The 20,537-nt window shown below is 41.4% G+C and carries 17 protein-coding genes; 5 read left to right on the top strand and 12 right to left on the bottom strand.

The window, feature by feature from the left end; genetic code table 11:
• Window position 1: 1 nt before the first annotated feature.
• Window positions 2-733: a tetratricopeptide repeat protein gene (locus R9C00_29355; protein WPO35808.1), complete on the top strand. Its 732-nt coding sequence runs from the start codon at window positions 2-4 to the stop codon at window positions 731-733.
• Here R9C00_29355 and R9C00_29350 read toward each other — a convergent pair.
• The 3 genes from R9C00_29350 to R9C00_29340 form a co-directional block, all read right to left on the bottom strand.
• Entirely contained in the window at window positions 714-3,788 is a 3,075-nt protein-coding gene (locus R9C00_29350; protein ID WPO35807.1) for a CHAT domain-containing tetratricopeptide repeat protein, read from the bottom strand. The genes R9C00_29355 and R9C00_29350 overlap by 20 nt on opposite strands.
• A gap of 80 nt (window positions 3,789-3,868) precedes the next feature.
• Window positions 3,869-4,198, bottom strand: coding sequence for a hypothetical protein (locus tag R9C00_29345; GenBank protein ID WPO35806.1), 330 nt, complete (start codon window positions 4,196-4,198; stop codon window positions 3,869-3,871).
• Window positions 4,191-5,240, bottom strand: coding sequence for a ferredoxin--NADP reductase (locus tag R9C00_29340; GenBank protein WPO35805.1), 1,050 nt, complete (start codon window positions 5,238-5,240; stop codon window positions 4,191-4,193). The genes R9C00_29345 and R9C00_29340 overlap by 8 nt, the downstream gene beginning before the upstream one ends.
• Window positions 5,241-5,500: 260 nt before the next feature.
• Between R9C00_29340 and R9C00_29335 the strand changes: the two genes are divergently transcribed.
• Window positions 5,501-6,265, top strand: a complete 765-nt coding sequence (locus R9C00_29335) for a glycosyltransferase family 2 protein (GenBank protein ID WPO35804.1) — start codon at window positions 5,501-5,503, stop codon at window positions 6,263-6,265.
• 276 nt (window positions 6,266-6,541) lie between these two features.
• Window positions 6,542-9,118, top strand: a complete 2,577-nt coding sequence (locus R9C00_29330) for a M1 family metallopeptidase (protein WPO35803.1) — start codon at window positions 6,542-6,544, stop codon at window positions 9,116-9,118.
• Window positions 9,119-9,128: 10 nt separating this feature from the next.
• Here the strand turns inward: R9C00_29330 and R9C00_29325 are convergent, their stop codons facing one another.
• From R9C00_29325 to R9C00_29310, 4 genes are all read right to left on the bottom strand, one after another.
• A complete protein-coding gene (locus R9C00_29325) occupies window positions 9,129-9,809 on the bottom strand; it encodes a VTT domain-containing protein (protein ID WPO35802.1) in 681 nt (226 codons plus the stop codon).
• 44 nt (window positions 9,810-9,853) lie between these two features.
• The gene (locus tag R9C00_29320; GenBank protein ID WPO35801.1) at window positions 9,854-10,174 is read right to left on the bottom strand and encodes a hypothetical protein; all 321 of its coding nucleotides are present in this window, start codon (window positions 10,172-10,174) and stop codon (window positions 9,854-9,856) included.
• Window positions 10,175-10,203: 29 nt separating this feature from the next.
• The gene (locus R9C00_29315; protein ID WPO35800.1) at window positions 10,204-11,271 is read right to left on the bottom strand and encodes an Ldh family oxidoreductase; all 1,068 of its coding nucleotides are present in this window, start codon (window positions 11,269-11,271) and stop codon (window positions 10,204-10,206) included.
• Between the two features lie 74 nt (window positions 11,272-11,345).
• A complete protein-coding gene (locus tag R9C00_29310; GenBank protein ID WPO35799.1) occupies window positions 11,346-12,356 on the bottom strand; it encodes a sugar phosphate nucleotidyltransferase in 1,011 nt (336 codons plus the stop codon).
• Window positions 12,357-12,675: 319 nt separating this feature from the next.
• Between R9C00_29310 and R9C00_29305 the strand changes: the two genes are divergently transcribed.
• Window positions 12,676-13,359 (top strand): class I SAM-dependent methyltransferase, encoded by a 684-nt coding sequence (locus R9C00_29305; protein ID WPO35798.1) that lies wholly within the window; start codon window positions 12,676-12,678, stop codon window positions 13,357-13,359.
• 3 nt (window positions 13,360-13,362) lie between these two features.
• On the opposite strand, the gene recR is transcribed toward R9C00_29305, so the two are convergent.
• The 4 genes from recR to ettA form a co-directional block, all read right to left on the bottom strand.
• Window positions 13,363-13,965, bottom strand: coding sequence for a recombination mediator RecR (recR, locus tag R9C00_29300; GenBank protein WPO35797.1), 603 nt, complete (start codon window positions 13,963-13,965; stop codon window positions 13,363-13,365).
• Window positions 13,966-14,050: 85 nt separating this feature from the next.
• On the bottom strand, window positions 14,051-14,341 hold the full coding sequence (locus R9C00_29295) for an ATP-dependent Clp protease adaptor ClpS (protein WPO35796.1): 291 nt from the start codon (window positions 14,339-14,341) through the stop codon (window positions 14,051-14,053).
• A 110-nt stretch (window positions 14,342-14,451) separates the two neighbouring features.
• On the bottom strand, window positions 14,452-16,341 hold the full coding sequence (gene mutL, locus R9C00_29290) for a DNA mismatch repair endonuclease MutL (GenBank protein ID WPO35795.1): 1,890 nt from the start codon (window positions 16,339-16,341) through the stop codon (window positions 14,452-14,454).
• Between the two features lie 528 nt (window positions 16,342-16,869).
• Window positions 16,870-18,540 carry an energy-dependent translational throttle protein EttA gene (gene ettA, locus R9C00_29285; GenBank protein ID WPO35794.1) on the bottom strand — a complete coding sequence of 557 codons (1,671 nt, stop codon included), beginning with the start codon at window positions 18,538-18,540 and terminating at the stop codon, window positions 16,870-16,872.
• Window positions 18,541-18,850: 310 nt separating this feature from the next.
• Between ettA and R9C00_29280 the strand changes: the two genes are divergently transcribed.
• On the top strand, window positions 18,851-20,140 hold the full coding sequence (locus R9C00_29280; protein ID WPO35793.1) for a DUF349 domain-containing protein: 1,290 nt from the start codon (window positions 18,851-18,853) through the stop codon (window positions 20,138-20,140).
• 176 nt (window positions 20,141-20,316) lie between these two features.
• Here R9C00_29280 and R9C00_29275 read toward each other — a convergent pair whose 3' ends face one another.
• Window positions 20,317-20,490, bottom strand: a complete 174-nt coding sequence (locus R9C00_29275) for a hypothetical protein (GenBank protein WPO35792.1) — start codon at window positions 20,488-20,490, stop codon at window positions 20,317-20,319.
• Window positions 20,491-20,537: the final 47 nt, after the last annotated feature.

Genomic DNA, 20,537 nt, shown 5'->3' with positions numbered 1-20,537 from the left:
CATGGAATCATACAAATTTGACCTTGACCAGATAGAAGCCTACCTCCAAAACACCATGGATGAAGAGGAGCGCAAACTATTCGAAGAATACATGGGCGATAGCCCTGAGTTTGCCGAAGAAGTATCTTTGCATAGTCATTTTTTGGCTGCGTTGGAAGCGCAGTTCAACGAAGAGCTGAAGCAAAAACTAAGAGAGGCAACAGAGGAGAAAACACCTTTCCAAGTCATAAAAATGAAGCAAAGGCTTGTCTTTAGCCTTGCCGCATCGCTTTCTATATTGATAATGGCATCCTATTTTTTACTATACAATGTAAAAAGTAGCGAAGAGGTTTTCATGGCCTACTATGAGCCATATATGAACGTAGCCAGCCCTAATGCCAGAGGTGGGCAACAAGGGATTAATAAAGCTTTCCAACTATATGACCAAAAAGACTTTGAAGCAGCGGCAGATGCGTTTAAAGAAGCGCTGAAGCAAGCTCCTGGCGATGATTCAATGCGCTTCTATATGGCAGTCTCGCTTATTAGTATTGGCGAGGCATCGGAAGCAACTTCTATCTTGGAAGACATGTCCCAAGATGAAGAGGGCTTATACTTTGAGCCATCGCAGTGGTACTTGGGCATGGCATATCTTCAAAAAGGACTTTCAGAAGAGGCTAAAATTCAGTTTGAAGTGATAGTAAAAGAAGAAAGCAGCTATTCAGAAAAAGCTAAAGCTATCTTGAACGAGCTTTAAGTGCTACAATCCAAGCCAAGCCCAATGCAGGAATGAGCAGAAGCCACCAATACTTCTCCAATGGGCTAGAAGAGTTATCTTCTATCTCGCCTAAAAGGACAAATGCTCCCCAATAATAAGGGTTTGCCGTAAGAGCATCGGAATTTTTAAGATACGATAATTTAGCATTTCGAAGGGCAACAGCACGGCTGTTGTCCTTTTCTATTTCCTCGTAAAACGACTGCATTATCTTCGCTGTAGACTGGTCGGGTACTGACCAAAAGCTCATCATTACATTAGGTACTCCGGCATACATAAAGCCCCTGGCCAGACTGACAATTCCCTCGCCCTTAAAATAGCGACCCACGCCTGTATTACACGCACTCAAACTAACCATTTGGGCATTAAGCTGCATATTATAAAGCTCATAAGTATGCAACATTCCATCCTCAGTTTTATCTGCATTAGGGGTAAAAACCAACTTAGAGTAAAGTGGATTTACATCATTTATAATAGTGTGCGTAGCCAAATGGATAACCTGATTATTGTTGGCCATTTTTTTGAATGTTTCCTCTGAGGCTGTTTCCCCTAAATGATACGTGCCGCCTAGGAAATCTGAAATATTCTCAACCTCTGCCGCCGCTTGTGGCAAATTGAGTAACTGACCTATAATAATACTATCTGTAGGAGATCCTCTATGTCTGGCTACTTTTTGTTGGTTAAACGTGGGGGCAAAACCAATAAAAGGCTCATCCCAATCTTTTGATTTCTCAACGTTTATAGACTTAGTAAGTAGGCTGGCAGAGTAGTGGTATGAAATAGTATAGTTTTTAATAAGGTAAGGCAACTTCCTGTAATTCAACCTGCCTTCTGGCACATGGCTAATCAGTGTTTCAAAAGGGATATAACTCAAAATATTATCAGGAATAATGCATACGTAATCTGTCTTTTGAAGGATTTGCTCTGATTTACCAGCTAACAACTTACTATATATAGCATGAGCATTTTCTACAAAACCATCAATATCGCCTGATTTCAGTGCACTCAAAAACATATTCACTTCTGTTTCAAGTACTACAATATTTGGCACTATATGGTAACTAACATCTTTTTTCCCAATGGTAAAAACATAAAGCGAATCTTTCCCCCAGAAAAACTCTACAATAGCTTGGTTTTCTTTAATCAGACTTTGTACCTCGGCTACATCAAAGTTCTCTGGGTTATGCTTTAATTGTACATATTCGGGAAAGCCACTTTCCAATTTTTTTATGAGCTGCTCCCTTTCATGTTCCAAATTAAAAACCCGTGCCCTATACTCAGCTATCAAAGCGTCATCCCTTTGGTCAGGGGGCAAGGAGGACTGCTCGAAAATCAGTTTCCCAGCATAATCAATATCACTCTTGAGCCTTTTGTCCCTTTCCAATAAGCTATCGGGGATATTAGAAAAGCTTTTTGCTTCAATCTCTGAAAGCTGATCGAGCAACAAAGATGACTTACGGTTTTCCACCATCTCAATAGCTTTCAACAAATAAGTCTCTTCGGGCTGAAGCTCAAAAAGCCTGAGTGCTAGTTGAATAGCCTTTTCGTACAACTCATCATTCCTCTCGTTGAGGGTGAGTTTATAACGCATAGTTATCAACCCCTTCCTTGCAAGTTTTATGTACTCAGTTGCGAGGAGGTACGAATTAAGAGCCGCATCGAGATAAGCAGCATCATTATTTTCTTCAAAGGACTGTTCCAAAAACTCTGCTTTATCCAGTAAAATATTTAAAATCGTATTATCCGAAGAAAGTTGATCTACCGTTGGGTTATCAAATATATTTGTAGGTTGAAAATCACTTACTAAAATTGACAGTGCTTCTTGATATAAAACCCCAACATTATCTGAAAGCGGATCAAACTTAATCTTACACTGAGCCAATAAAAGCCTATTATTAGCTTTAGAGCGAAAACTCATTGCTTCATCTGATTCTATCAGCACAAGTGCCTTTTCCAAATATTTTTCAGCTTTATCTCTATCCCCCATTCCCATGTACACTTCAGAAAGAGCATGGTAATACTGGATAAGTTCTGAGTATTGTTCACCAAAAAGATTGACAACTATCTGAATGGCTTTCAAATAATAGTCCTCAGATTTTTCAAATTCTCCTAATATATTATAAGCCTCCCCATATGCAGCATATACATGATATAGGTAGTTGATATCAGGATTTACGTTAAGAATTTCATTGCATTTGTCAAACTGCTCAAGAGCAAGTTTAACATCTTCCTTACCATTGTTTCTCCCAAGATAATCCTGTCCAATACCTAAATAACTGGTAGCTATATATATATGATAGGGGTCTAGAAATTGCCTAGAAATTTCCAGACTTCTGAAATCATACTCCAGTGCTTTTTCATAATTCCCCGCCTTTTTATATGTAGCTGCTTTGTTGTAAAAAATAGTGGAGGCAAAGCTGCTTTCAAGACCCTCTGCTTCTTCAACAAGGTAGGTAGCGCTATCAAAATATTGAATAGCCAGATCAAATCGGTCTTGCTGATCATATGCTCCAGCAATACCATTATACACCCTAGCTGCCTCTATTTTCCCCAATCCTCCTGATGTTCTATAAAGAGCGAGGGTTTCATTTGAAAACCTAATAACACTGTCTGGTTTTTCCAAAACAAGGTAGAAAAAGGACTTCCCTTCCAGAACTTTAAATAGCGGTTCACTTTGTATCACCTTGTGTACGGCAATTAAGCTGTCGGCAACGCGTATTATGCCCTGCCCTTTTTCCACATTCCCTCTAAACGCTTCTATCACCATAAGCCCTCTGAGGTTTTTTATATAATCCCCCCATAAGCCATATTCCTCATAAATAGCCATGCTTTTTTGGTAAAGCGCATATGCCTTCTGATGTTCAAAATTCCGCTCAAGTTTCCATGCTTGTTCATCGTAAGAGCGAGCAAGCCCTACATCTTTCTCCAAACCGCCAAGGCGCTGGCCCAAAACAAAAGAAGGGATTAAAAACAAAAAAACGATTACAAATGATTTTCTTCCAACAGAATACAATGTGATAGTCTTGAGTATTGACATAATTAAATTTGGCTTTGTATAAAGTTACAAAGAATTGAGCTTTTTAGTGCAGAAAGGGAGGTTATTGACATAAGCTACTATTAGATTTTCTTTACTTTTTGCCTTTCTGTGGAGGCATCTACCATTTTTACCCAAGGCACTTTTTTGCCTGTTTCTACCGACACATAATGAATAATTCCATCTACAGAAGTGACCGTACATTTACCTAATTCGTATCTGAGCGATTCCACAGAATCCCCTTCTTCCAGCGGCTCTCCATAAAGATCAACCATGGGCGGAGAAGGTTTCGATTTCTTTTTTTTCTTAAATAAGCCAAACATGTGCAAGCAGGTAAGGTTGGGAGAATTGTATAAAAAGACCTCATCGGAAGCTGAATAGCCACTTCCGATGAGGCTGGAAAAATCAATCAAATTCGATAACTACATTGTCGGAAGCCGGATGCCCTACGCAAGTAAGTACATAACCTGCAGCTACATCATCGGCCGAAAGGCTATCGTTATCGGTCATTTTTACTTCGCCTGAAGTGCACTTGCCCATGCATGCCGTACAAAGACCACTTTGGCAAGAGAAAGGCATGTCTAAACCTTCGTCTAGCCCAACATCCAAAATGCTCTTTTTAGCAGGAACCGTTATTTGGTACTCATCCCCTTGGATAATAATTTTTACAGACTTGTCGCCCATATCTCCAAGTTTCGCCAAAGCCTCTTCCGACTCGTTAGAAGCTGTAAAGCTTTCCATATGGATACTGCTCGCCGCAACTTTTGCTTTTTTGAGCCCAGCTTTCACTTGCTCCATCATTCCATCTGGTCCGCAAATGTAATACTCAGAAGCATCATGCTTGGGAAGCAGGTTCAGCACATTCAGGCAAACAGCCTCATCTATCCTGCCCTTGTAGCCTTCCCACTGGTTTTGTGGCTGACTCAGCGAATAAACCAAGTTGAATCGGTCTCCAAACTTGCTTTTAAGCTCTTCTAGTTTCTGTTTGAAAATAATACTGTTCTCGTTCCTATTTCCATATACCAACGAGACAATGCTGTTTGGTTCAAAAAACAACACGTTTTTAAGGATAGACATCAACGGGGTAACACCACTTCCTGCCCCAAAAAGTACTATATGCCTATTTTTGCTTTTATCTGCCTCAAAAGTAAAGTTACCTACCGGTTCCATCACTTTTATAGTATCACCAGGCTTTACCTGGGTATTGAGATAATTAGATACCAAGCCACCTTCTACTCTTTTTACGGTGATAGAAACCAAGCTATCTAGTGTAGGCGTACTACTCATACTATACGAACGGCTCACGCTTTTTCCATCAATATTGAGTACAAGTGTTAGAAATTGGCCCGACTTGTATTTTACTTTTTTGAATAAAGGTTGTTTGAAACTAATGGTAACCGCATCAGGTGTTTCTTTCACCACCTCTTTTACTTTTAGATTTATATAACTTGGCATATTTTAAATTTTCTGATTTCCTCAATTATACTTATTGTAAGTCGCAAAACTAAAGCCTGAAACTGATAAGCACTAGCGCTTTTATATATAAATGCCTAGAGCCGAGAAAGGAACACTCCTTATAACCAAGACCTTGAAGCCCCAAAACGCTTGGGCAGATCTTTCAGACAAGCTTAGCTTTTTTAAACCTTGAGTTAGAGACTTTGGTTTTAAATCCCCAACTTTGTGCCCACACCCAAGTTTAACCATCAATTTGCCTTATGCCAAAAATCAGTGCAACGGTCATCACATTTAATGAAGAAAGGGACATTGAAAACTGCTTAGCTTCTTTGAAAAGAATTGCAGATGAGATAGTGGTGGTAGACTCTTGCTCTACGGACAAAACCAAAGAAATTTGCCTTTCCCATGGCGTTGTGTTCGAACAAATAAAATGGAGGGGCTATTCGGAAACTAAAAATTACGCAAACAACTTGGCATCAAATGATCTTATCCTTTCAATGGATGCCGATGAAATCCTTTCGGACCAAATGGTTGCCGAGCTTCAAAAAATAAAGGAAAACAGCGAGTACGATGCCTATAAGTTCAACAGGCTCACCAACTACTGTGGAAAATGGATAAAGCACTGCGGTTGGTATCCAGATACAAAGCTACGGCTCTGGGATAGGAGAAAAGGACAATGGGAAGGCTACATACACGAGCATGTTCAGATGGAAGAAGAGGTTAAGGTTAAGCATATCAAATGTGACATCCTCCATTATTCTTACCATACTATTTGGCAGCATATAGACCAAGTGAACAAATTTTCGGAAATAGGTGCGGAAAACCTATTTAAGAAAGGGAAAAAGGCTTCAGTATTTCTTATTATTCTAAAATCTGTATGGAAGTTCATTTCTGATTATTTCATAAAGCTTGGCTTGCTCGATGGTTATTATGGTTTTGTGATCAGCTCAATTTCCGCCCATGCTACTTTTGTACGGTATGTAAAGCTTAAAGAAATGAACAAGGCCAGAAATAAAAAGGAGTAAATTTTACAATACCACAATGCCTAAACAATTATTTTGCTTTCGAAATGTTAATAAGTGTAAAGGATAATTGAGTATCATTGCGCTGAGGTCGAATTTTTCCTACTTTGACCCTTAACTATCCTACAGACAATTAAATCAAACCAACTGTTTTTCCGCAAGGCGTTAACCTTTGCTATTTGGCTAGAAGGTATCGTCCATTATTCACTAACAACAGATCGCCAGTAAACCTCATTGAGATGACACTGGTTGAAATGGTTTGAAAAAAACATTTAGACAATGAATAACCTAGCTAAAGCTCCAGCTTTTCTCATTCTACTTACTATCTTCTTCTCTGCCTGTAAGGCGTCCGAAAAAACGGCTAAACAAACCAGCCCACTAGAAGTAACTGGCGTGCCTTCCATTGCTGTTTATGAAGGTCCTGCCGAAGAGCAAATACCAGAATGGGTTTCTAAAAAAGGAGATTACAACCCTGAAAAGACAAAATATTTTGACCTTATCAATACAAAGCTTGCCGTATCTTTCGATTGGGAAAAACAACACCTTTTAGGGAAAGCCGAGCTGCTACTTGAACCATGGTTCTACCCACAAGACAGTATAGTACTCGATGCAAAAGGGTTCGATATCCACCAAGTAGCAGTAGTAAACCTTTCCGATACAACAGCTCTCAACTTCACTTACGACAGCCTCCAAGTCACCGCATTTTTAGATAGGAAATACAAAAAAGGGGAAAAGCTACAAGTATTTGTGGACTACACCGCAAAGCCCAACGAACTTCCTCAAGGCGGTAGCAATGCCATTACTTCAGACAAAGGTCTGTATTTTATAAATCCGCTGGGCAAAGAAGAAGGTAAACCAAAGCAAATATGGACGCAAAACGAGACGGAAGCTGCTTCATGCTGGTTTCCTACCTTCGATTCGCCCAACACCCGCACCAAACAAGAAATTTACATTACGGTAGACACCACCTTCAAAACTGTTTCTAATGGAAAACTCATTTTCCAACAAAATAACCACGACGGCACCCGTACCGATTACTGGAAACAAGAACTTCCCCATGCCCCATACCTCTTTATGATGGCTGTTGGCGATTTTGCCAAAGTGGACGACAAGTCTTGGCGAGGAAAGCCCGTGAGCTATTTTGTAGAAAAAGAGTTTGCCCCTTTTGCCAAAGACATTTTTGGTAATACTCCTGAAATGCTGGACTTTTTCTCTGACAAGTTCGGCTACGACTACCCTTGGGACAAGTATTACCAGATAGTGGTGAGGGACTTTGTATCGGGTGCAATGGAAAACACTTCGGCTTCTATTTTTATGGAAGAAGTACAAGTAGACAAAAGCTACCTGATAGATGAAGACTGGGACGGAATCATAGCCCATGAGCTTTCCCACCATTGGTTTGGCGATTTGGTAACCTGTGAATCTTGGGCAAACCTACCGCTCAACGAAGGCTTTGCCACTTACTCTGAATACCTTTGGTACGAACACAAACTCGGCGTAAATGAAGCCGACTTGGCAAGAAAAGAGGAATTGGACAACTACCTTTTTGAATCTGCCAGCAAGCAAGAACCGCTCATAAGGTACCAATACCTCGATAAAGAGGAAATGTTCGATAGCCATTCTTATGCAAAGGCATCGGTGATTTTGCATTTGCTACGCAACCATATAGGCGACGAAGCATTTTTTGCTGCTATCAAAAACTATTTGCACCAATATGCTTTCCAACAAGTAGAAATCCATCAGTTAAGAATTGCCTTTGAACAAGTGACTGGGCAAGATTTAAATTGGTTCTTCGATCAATGGTTTCTGTCACCTGGGCATCCAAACTTGCACATAGTCCATAGCTACGAAGATGGGAAAGTAAGCGTAAGGGTAAGGCAGCACCAAGATGTAAAATACACGAAAATCTACAAGTTGCCTGCAAGCATCGATATTTGGGTGAACGGGGAAAAAGAAAGGCACTCCGTTCTAATAGACGAAGCCATGGAAACCTTCGAGTTCCCTGCAACTTCACAACCCGATTTGGTATTGTTCGACCCCGAACAAGTCATCCCATCTGAGGTTGATTTCTTAGTTCCCACGGCTGAGTTCATTTTTCAGTTCCAACATGCTGAGAATATTTTGGCAAGACTAAGCGCACTTAATGAACTTGCCTCAGGAGTGGACGAAGAGCTGATTACTCCTGTATTGTTCGATGCCTTGAACGATGAGTTTTGGAAAGTAAGAGAAACTGCGGTGAGTGCTTTCAGCAAATATGCAGGAGACGGGAAAGATGAGTTAGTGAAAAAAGTAAGCCAGATGGTTCAGAGCGACCCGCACCCTATGGTTCGCGCCGAAGCGATGAATGTATTGGCAACATTGGATAAGAACAAACTAGATATCGCCAAAATAGCAATGAAAGATAGTTCCTACACCGTAGTGGCGACTGGGCTGTATGCCTACGCCAACATGGGTGGAGATCAACCACTTCTTCTGTTACAAAAGTTTGAAGACATAAATGACTTGAGCATTACGGTTACGCTTGCCGATTTTTATAGTTACTATGGTGTTCCCAATAAAATGGACTGGTTTGTGGAAAAGCTTGGGAAAGGCCACCGTGAGCAAACCCAATATTTGCTAAACTACTTTGGTAGTTATTTGCTCAACCGCCCAGTAGAAGCCCAATTGCAAGGAGCAAAAATTTTATCAGAACTGGCTCTCAATAACGAAAACATCAATATCAGGGTGGCAGCTTACAGGGCATTGTACCTCCTTAGCGAGGTAGAGGGAGTAGAAGAAATACTCAATGAAATAATGGAAAAAGAGCCTTCCCAGCAAGCAAGGGAAATGTACCAAAACATGATGATTGCTTATTAGGCAGCTTTGTTTAGATGGCAAAAGCCTTTTGGAAAAGCCTAAAAACCCCGACTACGCTTATCAAGATAAGTATGCTAATGAAGGCTTGGGTATGAAAGCCCATGCCTTCTTGACTTATCGAAACCAGCTGATACGCCTGTGTCCCTATCCAAATAGAAAAGATTGTTCGAGGTAACATCCCTACCAAACTACCTATCATAAAGCCTTTGAAACTTGCTCCTCCTGCTGACAGCAAGAAGTTGGAAAAGGCAAAAGGCAGCAGAGGTGAAATCTTGGAGTAAAATACTACTTGAAATTCTTTATTCTTAAGGTTGTCTATCACCCTTTCCGCCCCTTCGTACGAGCGAAGGCTTCCCAGCATTTTCCCATTATCTATTTTCTTCGAAAGAAAAAAACTGATAGCCGCAGCAGCGAGGTACGAAACCACTACAAAAGGCAGGCAAACCCACCCCATAAAGTACCCACTCAAAATACTGATAAAAGTTGTTGGAGTAATGGCAAAAGCCATTGTAAAAGCAGTAAGGCTAAAAAAAACAGCCCATTGGGGAAGTGCAAAAGCACGAATGGTTTCTTCGTACTGATAGGCAAGTACGCTGATAGAAGAACTTGAAATGATAGGTACCAAGGCGAGGGCAAGGCAGTACACCAGCGAAACGCTGTTTTTTCTTAAAAACTTAAAAAGTTTCAACATGGTTGTTTGCTAGTGAAGTTGGCTGCTCAGAAAAATGAGGCTGATTAAAATTTGATTTCGAGCTGCCCATTGGAAGCCGACATAATGGAATGGTACAATTTGAACGCTTTTTCTTTTCCCTTCACCGTCCAGGCATTTAGCCCAAAATCCTCGTTTTTCGGAAATATTTCTTTGTAAAAAACCGATTCATCACCCACCCTAGGCAGAGTCGATTTGTTCTTTTGGATTCTCAAAATCTCATAAGCCACCTCTTTTCCATCTAGCTCTTGGAGGTAAATAGCCTTATACTCTGTTCGTTCCAATAGGGTATAATCATACCCGTTCCTACGTAAAGTCAAGGGGAGTTTTTCAAAGTGTGTCATCATAGCCCTTTGATTTATTTAGTTCAAAAATGCTAAAACTCTAACTCAAAACGCTCTGCCAAACCTTTCAAGTCCTTCTCTACAGGCAACAACAAAGGAATGCCTTCTGTTTTCCTTTGCGCTTCCAGCTCCCTCTCAGGATCACCCGGTATCAGCACTTTTTCGTGCCCCTCTACTGGAGTTGCTTGCCTAAACCTTCCAATCCAATTGTCCATGTGACTTTTGAACTCATCTGCTGGGCGGAAAGCATCTACTCGCATCGCCCCAAAGAAATGCCCCAGGCCTTGCCCTGGAGGATTTTCGGGAAGAGGTAAAAAGCTTACAAATGGAGGCGCCCACGGCCCATAACCAGCTCCTGAAAGCACCGCTGAAAATATATCGACAATAGAACCTAGGCAGTAACCTTTGTGGCTACTTCGTACCCTATCGCTACCAAGCGGTAAAAGAGCACCGCCTTTTTTGAGGGCAGAAGCATCGTTGCTTGGCTGGCCTTCGGCATCTTGCACCCAGCCAGTTGGGGCATCTTCTTCTTTTCTTTGTAATATTTCTAGTTTACCGTTTGCCGCAGTGGTAGTAGCGAAATCTGCTACAAAAGCTGGCTGCCCATTGGCAGGAATAGCCACGGCAATTGGGTTCGTTCCTAGCATCCTGTCCTTGGAAAACGTGGGGGAAACCAGCGGGCTTGCATTCGTCATCGACATTCCGATCATGTCATGCTCCAGTGCCATCATAGAATGATAACCAGCAATCCCAAAATGGTTCGAGTTCCTCACACTTACCCAACCTGTACCTACATTTTTGGCTTTATCTATAGCTACTTGCATTGCCTTTGGGGCAACTACTAAGCCTAGCCCAGCATCTCCGTCTATCACCGCCGTACTTGGCGTTTCATGAACTATTTTTATATCTGGATTAGGATTCACCCGGTCATTTTCCCATAACCTCACATAGCCACTTAGCCGGGCCACTCCGTGGGAATCAACCCCTCTCAAATCGGCACTTACTAGCACTCCTGCAGCCAAGCTAGCATCGGCTTCGCTACATCCCATTTTCATAAAAACCTCTCTACAGAAGTTTTCCAATTTTTTATAATCAAACATCTACGTAATTCTTTATCAACCCTTCTAAAAAAAAAGCAAAACTAACAAATTTGCCCGACCTTCTGAAAGACGGTTTATCTGTCGCCAAAAAAGTTTATTTCCGTATTATCCCCAATATTAAGACTTTGGGTCATGCCTTTGAGCTTCGTATCATTTCCTATGATAGAATTATTGAGCATCAAAAACTCCAAAATACTGTAAGAACCAATAATAGAATCTGACACTACACTATTGACTATAGCCGTATGATCACCAACTACCACGTTGGGACCTATGATAGAGTTACGGATATCGCAGTTGCGCCCAATTTTTACAGGGGGAATAATAATTCCACTCGAAGTCCGAATCGATTTATCGGCTTTCCCTCCTTTCCGTTTCAGCAATTTCGCATTGGCTTCTAGCAATGACTCTTTCGACCCGCAATCGTACCAATTATCTACTTCTATCACCGTCACCTTTTCCCCTTGCACAACCATTTCCATAAGCGCATCGGTCAAATTAAAATCCTGCTTGGTAGGCGGCGCACTTTCTAGCTGACCTTCTATAGATTGAATTAGATCTGCCGCCCTTCTGATCTTATAAATCCCAACTAGCCCGAGGTTCGATTTTGGTATTTTCGGCTTTTCTATCAACTTTACCACTTCCCCATTACTTCCTAATTCGGCTATACCGAAATCAATTGGTCGCTTCACTTTCTTTACACCAACTACAGTTTCTGACCTATTTACCATTGCCTTCAAATCCATTCCCACTAAGATATCTCCCAGCATGATCAGCAACTCATCGTTTGGCTGCATAAACTGCCGCGCGCAATACACGGCATGAGCTGAGCCAAGACGAGGTTCTTGTTGCACAAAATCCATTTTATAATCATTGTGGCTATAATGCGAGCGCATAAACGACTCGATTTTATTCCCCATATAACCAATTATGAACACAAACTCCTTGATATCGGCACTGGCCAAAAAATCTACTATATGAGAAAGGAGGGGCTTTCCTGCTACAGAAACCAATGCTTTGGGTTGTGTATGGGTATGCGGGCGCAAGGTTACTCCTATGCCCGCTACGGGGATAATGGCTTTCATATTTTAATGTTTCTTGGTCGAGCAAACAATCTCAAATCAGTGAAAGAGCCTCAGCGCTGGGTGAGGGAATTATGTTATACATCAGCGAATGAATTTCAAATTTGTACTGCGCAAAACAATATTAAAAAAAACTCCTGTCAAAAAAGTTGTTTAGCTCGATTTATGTGCCTGATTTTGGCAAATATCCTATCCGCTCACCTCACTTATTCCAACATTCCCAATATGGACCAGCAAAGAAGCTCTTGGCATACGAAACGAAGGGGAATCTAGTTTTATTAATGTATTTTACATCGCCTAAGAGAGAAGAGATCAGTATTTTATGGAAAACGTACAAATTGTGGGGGCAAAACCTAATAAGAAGATAGTTAATGACAGCAACTTATGTTTTTATCAAAACATAGAAGTTGAGAAATTCAAGGATTTTGCCAGACAGATAGGGTTGGAAAACGGACCGGATATTGAAGCGATTTACCCACACATAGAGCGTGCTAAACATGTGGTGGAAATAGGAGCTGGCTATGGAAGAGCGCTGGATAAAGTGCTGGAAAAAGGCTACCAAGGATCACTTTCCGCCATAGAAAGAGTACCCCACCTCATTTCCTACATGAAGCAAAAATTTGGCTCAAAGGTGAGGCTATTTCAGCAAGACGCCAAAGAAATTACCCTTCCCTATCAGGCTGATTGCATGCTTTGGCTGTGGTCTGGCATTATGGAGATGTCAAAAGCGGAGTACACAAAAGCTTTTCACAAGATGTACGCCCAGCTTAGTAAGAATGGCAAGCTGATAGTAGAAACCCCCTACAAAGAAATAAAAGTACTCGGCGAATTTTGTGAGGAAAACCACATTGTATTTGAAACCGAATGGGGGAAGATAGACGCTTACTGGCCCAAGGCTAGCGAACTCAAAAAAGCTGCTTTTAACTGTGGGTTTCAAAAAGCAGAAGAGGTAGTTTACCAAACCGCTCGTGGGATCGACAGGATTATATACGTTTTGTATAAGTAGGAACTATTCATAAGCTATTCGCTTCAAAATACTCCTCCCCAACGTAACCTCATCGGTATATTCTATTTCACTTCCAATAGGCACACCTCTGGCAATAGTAGAAATCTTCACCTCAGTATCTTTCATCTTTTTTGTGATGTAAAAAGCGGTGGTATCCGCTTCCATGGTAGCGCTAAGTGCCAAAACAATTTCTTTGACCTCACCAGAAGAGCAGCGATCTATCAGTTCGCCTAGCCTCAGTTCCGAAGGACCAATGCCATCTATGGGGGAAATTACTCCGCCAAGCACATGGTACGTTCCATTAAATTGGGATGTATTTTCTATGGCCAGAAGATCCGCACTGTTTTCTACCACACACACCAATGAATTATCCCTACGGGGAGAGGAACAAATGGAACAAGTATCTTCATCAGAAATATTAAAACACTGCTTGCAGTATTTTATCTCGGTACGAAGTTTTACCAAGGCACTCGACAGCTTGTTGGTTACCTGCTCATCTTCTTTTAACAAAAAAAGAGCGAGCCTTAGGGCTGTTTTTTTACCTATTCCTGGAAGTTTGGAAATTTCTTCTACGGCCGACTCTACTAGCTTCGAGGGAAAATTCATAAGTACCTACGGTTATTAAACAAAGAGAGAACTACCCTCTTTTGAAGCCAAAAATAATACTATTTGGGAGAATGATGGAAGTGAATTATTCGACCTCAGCAGAAATCCCACGGTCGCAGATGGCATTACGCTTAGGCACCAACTCATCAAAACTGCCTTTTTTTACCGCACACTTTCCTTTGTAATGAATGATAATGGTGCATTGCTCTGCTTGTTCGGGCGTATGCTCACAAATATCTATCAACGTATTGATCACATGATCAAAGGTGTTCACATCATCGTTGTACACCACCAAGTCGTTCAACTCATCCGAGTCGGTATCTGTTTCCTCTATTTCAAGGATTTCAATTTCTGGCTCTTCAGTTTGTAACCACATATACTTACTATCAATGAAGTTTAGCTTGCCTAAACAATTTAAAAATGAACTTGGGGAAGGTTTTACACCAAACCCTCATTTTACTAATCAAAAGGTTGGACAAAAAAGTTTCAGCTTCTCAGAAAAAGCGATTCAATTTCGTCCATGTAGATGATAGAAACGGTTTTATTCCCACCTGGTGTATAATTTGGCTCGGCACAGGCAAACAGTTGCTCAATCAGCGACTGCATTTCTACTTCATCTAGCCTAGTCCCAGCTTTTAGAGAAGTTCTCCTGGCCAAGGCTCGTGCTAAGCGCTGATGAATATTTAAGCTAATACCAGGCTGGCTAATCCGAATTTGCTCCAAAAGGTCTTCTATTATATCTTTCTCATTTCCCGTATTCACCTCTGCGGGCAAGCCTTTCACTATCAGCATATTCCCTTCTTGCTCTTCATAATCGAAGCCCAATGCCCACATATCTTCTTTCACCTCATTTATAAGGGCTAGCTCTACCGCATTTAGTTGTATTTCCACAGGGAAGACCAGCTTTTGGGAAGCTCCATTTTTAGCATCTATACTACGCATAAATCGTTCGTAAAGAATCCGCTGGTGAGAAGCCTCTTGGTTTATAAGCATAATACCCGACTTTACGGGGGTCAAGATATACTTCCTATGAAGTTGGATGAACTTCTTCTTGGCAGTTTGTGGAATATCTGGCTCTTCTGGCTGAATTTCATTTGCCGCACTGCTAAATTTTATTTCCACTGGCTGTTGCTGCACTTGATCCTCCTCCTCGTTTGGTTCTTCTTTAAAAAAAGGATTTTCTGTATTTCCAGCGGCACTAGGTTCTGCTGTAGGAAATAAGTTCTCCCAATTCTGAAGATTGGACTGGTTCCTAAATGCATCCGAATCAGCTCGTAATGGAGGAGGGCTTGCACTTGGTTTTTCATCCTGCTGTGTGAAGGAAGAGTTCAGGTCAATCCCTCTCGAATAATTCACATTCAAATCAAAATCCAAAGAAGGCATAGCCCCTTGCTGCGCCAATGCTTGTTTTATAGAGGCTCTAATGAGCGCATAAATCGTTTTTTCATCCTCAAACTTTACCTCAGTTTTGGTCGGGTGTACGTTCACATCAACTTTTCGGGCATCCAAGGTGATATTGAGCACGTAAAAAGGGAAATAGCCTTCGGGCAACAAGCCTTCAAAAGCCGACATAATCGCATGGTTGAAATACGGATGCTTGATAAAGCGACCGTTCACAAAGAAAAACTGTTCCCCTCTCGACTTTTTGGAGGATTCTGGCTTTCCTACGTAGCCTTCAATAGTTAGCCCGGGCACTCCCTCTTGGCAAGTAATGAGCGATTTTTCATAGTTCTTCCCAAAAATCTCTACCACCCTTCTTGCTAATTTCCCACTTTTCAGGTCGAAGGTAATGAGGTCGTCTTGGTACATGCTCATGGTCACTTCTGGCCTTGCAAGGGCCACCCTACAAAACTCATCCATGATATGCTTCAACTCCACGGGGTTAGACTTGAGGAAATTCCTTCGGGCAGGTACGTTGAAAAAAAGGTTTTTTACACTTATAGAAGTCCCATCGGCACAAACATCTGGCTCTTGGGAAATCACCGTTGACCCTTCAATACATATTTTCGTACCTGTCTCATCTCCTTCCTTTTTGGTCCTGAGCTCCACCTGCGCTACCGCCGCTATAGAAGCCAACGCCTCGCCCCTAAACCCAAAAGTATGGATAGAAAAAAGATCGTCGGTCTTTACTATTTTAGAAGTCGCATGCCTTTCAAAACACATCCTTGCATCGTTCTCGGACATGCCCTTTCCATTATCAATTACTTGAATCAGCGTTTTTCCAGCGTTTTTCACAATCAACTTGATGTTGGTAGCACCAGCATCTAGCGAGTTTTCCAGCATCTCCTTCACCGCCGAAGACGGTCTTTGTACCACCTCACCGGCTGCTATCTGGTTGGCAAGCGATTCGGGTAATAAATTGATAATATCTTCCATATCTTATCTTTTGGCATTACGCATCATAAGCTCTTTCAATTTTTAACACCTCACATCAGACGTCTATGTTTTGATTTCAGAACAAGGATTAACGATTTTATAAAATAATTTAACGACAATCCTTAAAGAGACGCAAGCTAGTTTTTTTCATAAATCAAGAGGTTCGCCCCGATGGGGCTTATGTGCTTTATTGATTTTACTACAAACAGGTCGCCTCTATTGAGGCTAGAAGTTTACACCGCCAGTAAATTGAATTGGGAAAAACTAATTCAATTTTCTTGGCAGCATATACTAAACAAAAAGCTTTCGGTCCAATGAAATTCCCAAAGTATTTTTGTTTGAGTATACATGCTCCATAGGAGCATCCTGTTTGTAGTGCATCTACGAAACCTTAACCTTCAAGCCCCATCGGGGCGACCTAAATATTCCAAATTATAACAAGTGGAAATTTGCAGATCATATTTCGTTAATCCTTGTTCGTAAATCAGTTTTTTTATTATGAAACCTAATGTGGGAATAGATTCCCCCTTACTGCAACTTCTTATATTTAATTCTGTGAGGAGTTAGGTCACCGTACTGCTCTTTTCTTTTTTCTTCGTAGTCCGAGAAGTTACCTTCAAAGAAACTTACTTTGGAGTCTCCTTCAAAGGCTAATATGTGGGTAGCAACTCTATCTAAGAACCACCTGTCGTGAGAGATGATTACTGCACAGCCGCCAAAGTTATCAAGCGCTTCTTCCAATGCACGGAGCGTGTTTACGTCCAAGTCGTTGGTAGGTTCATCAAGCAGCAATAAGTTAGCGCCTTGCTTCAAAGTCATCGCCAAATGCACCCTGTTTCTTTCACCACCCGAAAGCACACCTACTTTTTTCTGTTGGTCGCTTCCCGAGAAGTTAAACTTACTCACATAAGCCCTTGAGTTTATTTCTTTTCCACCAATGAGCATGGTTTCATTTCCGCCCGAAATAGTTTCCCAAACTGATTTATTAGGGTCGAGGTTGATATGCTCCTGGTCTACATAAGCTATTTCTACCGTAGAGCCCACCTCAAAAGAGCCCTTATCAGGTTTTTCATTCTCCGTAATCAGTTTAAAAAGCGTGGTTTTACCCGCACCATTTGGTCCAATTACTCCAACAATACCACCTTGAGGAAGTTTAAACTCCATATTTTCGAACAACAACTTTTCGCCAAAAGACTTGGCTACTTGCTGTGCTTCTATTACCTGCGTCCCTAACCTCGGGCCGGCAGGAATGAACAGCTCCAACTTCTCTTCTCTTTCCCTCGACTCCTCGTTCACCAAATCATTATATGCATTGATTCTCGACTTCTGCTTGGCCTGGCGGGCTTTGGGTGCCATCCTGATCCACTCCAACTCTCGTTGAAGTGTTTTTTGCCTTTTCGACTCGCTCTTTTCTTCTTTGGCCAGCCTATTTTGCTTTTGCTCTAGCCACGAAGAATAATTCCCTTTCCAAGGAATGCCCTCGCCCCTGTCCAATTCCAAAATCCAACCAGCTACATTATCGAGGAAGTACCTATCGTGAGTTACGGCTATTACAGTGCCCTTGTATTGCTGAAGGTGCTGCTCCAACCAATGTACCGACTCGGCATCGAGGTGGTTGGTAGGCTCATCGAGCAAAAGCACATCCGGCTCTTGGAGCAATAGGCGGCAAAGAGCAACTCGCCTCTTCTCACCACCCGAAAGGTTCTCAATTGACGCATCTTCAGGTGGGCAACGGAGCGCATCCATCGCTTTTTCTAGCCTAGTATCTAGCTCCCATGCATTATGGTGATCCAGCTTTTCTTGCACCTCTCCTTGCCTTTCTATCAGCTTGGTCATCTCGTCGTCAGACATTGGGTTGGCAAAAGCCATGTTGATATCTTCAAATTCTTTGAGAAGGTCAACAACTTCCTGCACCCCTTCTTCTACTACTTGCCTTACTGTTTTTGACAGGTCGAGCTTCGGCTCTTGCTCCAAGTACCCTACGGTGTAGCCAGGTGAAAAAACCACCTCGCCTTGTATCTCTTTATCTATTCCCGCTATGATCTTGAGCAGGGAAGATTTTCCTGAGCCATTGAGGCCCAAAACCCCGATTTTTGCTCCGTAAAAAAAAGATAGATATATGTTTTTAAGGACCTGTTTCTTAGGTGGATGGATTTTACTCACACCCGCCATCGAAAAAATTATAGTTTCATTACTCATGCCTTGTGTTGGTCAATTAAAATATTAATATTAGTTTTAACTAAAGTTTCTCGAATCGAAATTATGACATTTACGTTACAAATATCATAAAATTAATTCATTATCATTAGTGGGGCTTTACCAGTTCCCTACATTTATTGTGTAGCTTTTATGAGAAATACTTTAGGAATAATAATTAAATCATACATATTTGCTAAATAAGAATGATCTTTAGTCTCGGTGGATAGTTATCAGTTGTAGAAATTGGTAATTATCTTTAAGTGTAACTAATAAATCAAAACTTTTAACCAAACCATCATCTAATAACAAAATGTCAGACTCTGGTATTAAAGAATATCCTGAAATCTCAGATTTCGGGTATATTAAAGACGACAAAGTTTATCTCAAAGGTTATCTAGGCTTCAAGGATAGGGAAATCGGAGTAGTAAGAGAATCCGATGAAGAGAGTATGCGCTATTTTCTCAACCGCTTCGAAATGGTGGAGAAGAAGGTAAACGAGGTGAAAGAGGCAATAGTAACTGCCGAAAACAAAGGTTCGTACCTCATGAAACTTATTCACATGCGTACCTACCTTGCCCAGTTCAATGGCTTGGGCGATTTCACCAAACTCTATGAAGAAATAAACAACATGGAGGACGATATACGTGTGTATATCGAAAAAAATAGGCAGAAGAACTACGAGATAAAAACAGCCCTCCTTAACGAGGCAAACAGCTTTAAAGGAAGCGCCGACTGGAAATTTGGTGCTGAAAAGCTAAAAGAACTGAAGCTAAAGTGGATAAAAACAGGAAGCGCCCACAAAGAAGTGGAAGAGCAGCTTTCTAAAGAATTTAACGAAGCATTGGAATACTTCTTCCAAAGAAGGAAATCGTTCTTCTTGGAACAAGCCAAAGTTATAAAAGACGCAAAAAGAAGAGCTCAGTATATCATCAACGACCTTACGCGAATAAACCAAGCGGGCAGCGACCCTGCTAAGGCAGACAAGGTAAAATCTTATCAGCGTGAGTGGAGGACCTTTAGTAAGGTTCCTAAAAAGATCATCGCCCCAATGTTTTCTAGCTTCAAAAAGCAGATCGATACGTATTTCAACAACTTGAAATACAATGCTGCCATGAAGGAGAAGTCGAGCATCGAGATAAAACAAGATATATACACCGAAGTGGAGAATATGCTGGAAGGCAAAGCTCGCTTCGATATCAACTTTGTGAAGCAACTTCAGCTAAAGTGGAAGCAGTTTGGTAAACTTCCTAATCCTGAAGACAAGCAGCTCAACCTTAAGTTTAGAATAGTTTGTAACGAGCTATTTGAGATGCACTTCTTGGAAAAATCAACAAGGTACTTCCACCCAGATTTTCCTAAAAAGACATTTTCTGAGCAGATTAAATTGAAAATGCAAGTACTCCAAGACTCGATAGACAAAGACGAACAAGAGCTGGAAGACTATAGTAAAAAATATGCGTTTGAACTTGCACAAGATAGCAGGACTCCGGGTAACTACCCAGTTTTTCAGCAGCGCAACAACTACGTTAACAAGCTAAAAACGAAGCACAGGATTTTGAGCAAATTGCAAGACAAACTCAACCCAAGCAGCAGATATTAACCTTTCCTTTTTGGAAAACATGAAATCCCCGCAAAATTGCGGGGATTTTTTTATTCATGTGAGCGAGGACGCTCACTTCATAATCCTCACTCGGCTGGAGCCGACGAGAGGAAATATGCCGCTTGACTCTTGTCGAGTGGCAACTATTTCTGTAGCGTCTCGCTATAAAAAGCCAGCTACGCCTGCAATGTCTTCAACCTACTCAATGGGTTTGCACTGCTATACACATACATTTCAGGCTCTAGAACTATGCCCGCAGCTACTGGGTTTTCGTGCACATATTCTATTTTTTGGTCAACGAGGTAAGGAGTCGATAACTCTATTGGGTAATTGGTTTTCTGCCAAAACATATGCAGGTCGTTTTGCCGCTTGTATTTTGCATGAAACCGAAATAAAT

The organism is Flammeovirgaceae bacterium SG7u.111 (genome assembly GCA_034044135.1).
Classification (GTDB): domain Bacteria; phylum Bacteroidota; class Bacteroidia; order Cytophagales; family Flammeovirgaceae.
This window is presented reverse-complemented; position numbering and strand designations above follow the sequence as displayed.

Bases quoted from the DNA above. Each gene is read 5' to 3' on its own strand.
- R9C00_29355 (WPO35808.1), top strand. From the start codon at position 2: ATGGAATCATACAAATTTGACCTTGACCAGATAGAAGCCTACCTCCAA.
- R9C00_29350 (WPO35807.1), bottom strand. From the start codon at position 3,788: ATGTCAATACTCAAGACTATCACATTGTATTCTGTTGGAAGAAAATCA.
- R9C00_29340 (WPO35805.1), bottom strand. From the start codon at position 5,240: ATGCCAAGTTATATAAATCTAAAAGTAAAAGAGGTGGTGAAAGAAACA.
- R9C00_29335 (WPO35804.1), top strand. From the start codon at position 5,501: ATGCCAAAAATCAGTGCAACGGTCATCACATTTAATGAAGAAAGGGAC.
- R9C00_29330 (WPO35803.1), top strand. From the start codon at position 6,542: ATGAATAACCTAGCTAAAGCTCCAGCTTTTCTCATTCTACTTACTATC.
- R9C00_29325 (WPO35802.1), bottom strand. From the start codon at position 9,809: ATGTTGAAACTTTTTAAGTTTTTAAGAAAAAACAGCGTTTCGCTGGTG.
- R9C00_29320 (WPO35801.1), bottom strand. From the start codon at position 10,174: ATGATGACACACTTTGAAAAACTCCCCTTGACTTTACGTAGGAACGGG.
- R9C00_29315 (WPO35800.1), bottom strand. From the start codon at position 11,271: ATGTTTGATTATAAAAAATTGGAAAACTTCTGTAGAGAGGTTTTTATG.
- R9C00_29310 (WPO35799.1), bottom strand. From the start codon at position 12,356: ATGAAAGCCATTATCCCCGTAGCGGGCATAGGAGTAACCTTGCGCCCG.
- R9C00_29305 (WPO35798.1), top strand. From the start codon at position 12,676: ATGGAAAACGTACAAATTGTGGGGGCAAAACCTAATAAGAAGATAGTT.
- recR (WPO35797.1), bottom strand. From the start codon at position 13,965: ATGAATTTTCCCTCGAAGCTAGTAGAGTCGGCCGTAGAAGAAATTTCC.
- R9C00_29295 (WPO35796.1), bottom strand. From the start codon at position 14,341: ATGTGGTTACAAACTGAAGAGCCAGAAATTGAAATCCTTGAAATAGAG.
- mutL (WPO35795.1), bottom strand. From the start codon at position 16,341: ATGGAAGATATTATCAATTTATTACCCGAATCGCTTGCCAACCAGATA.
- ettA (WPO35794.1), bottom strand. From the start codon at position 18,540: ATGAGTAATGAAACTATAATTTTTTCGATGGCGGGTGTGAGTAAAATC.
- R9C00_29280 (WPO35793.1), top strand. From the start codon at position 18,851: ATGTCAGACTCTGGTATTAAAGAATATCCTGAAATCTCAGATTTCGGG.
- R9C00_29275 (WPO35792.1), bottom strand. From the start codon at position 20,490: ATGTTTTGGCAGAAAACCAATTACCCAATAGAGTTATCGACTCCTTAC.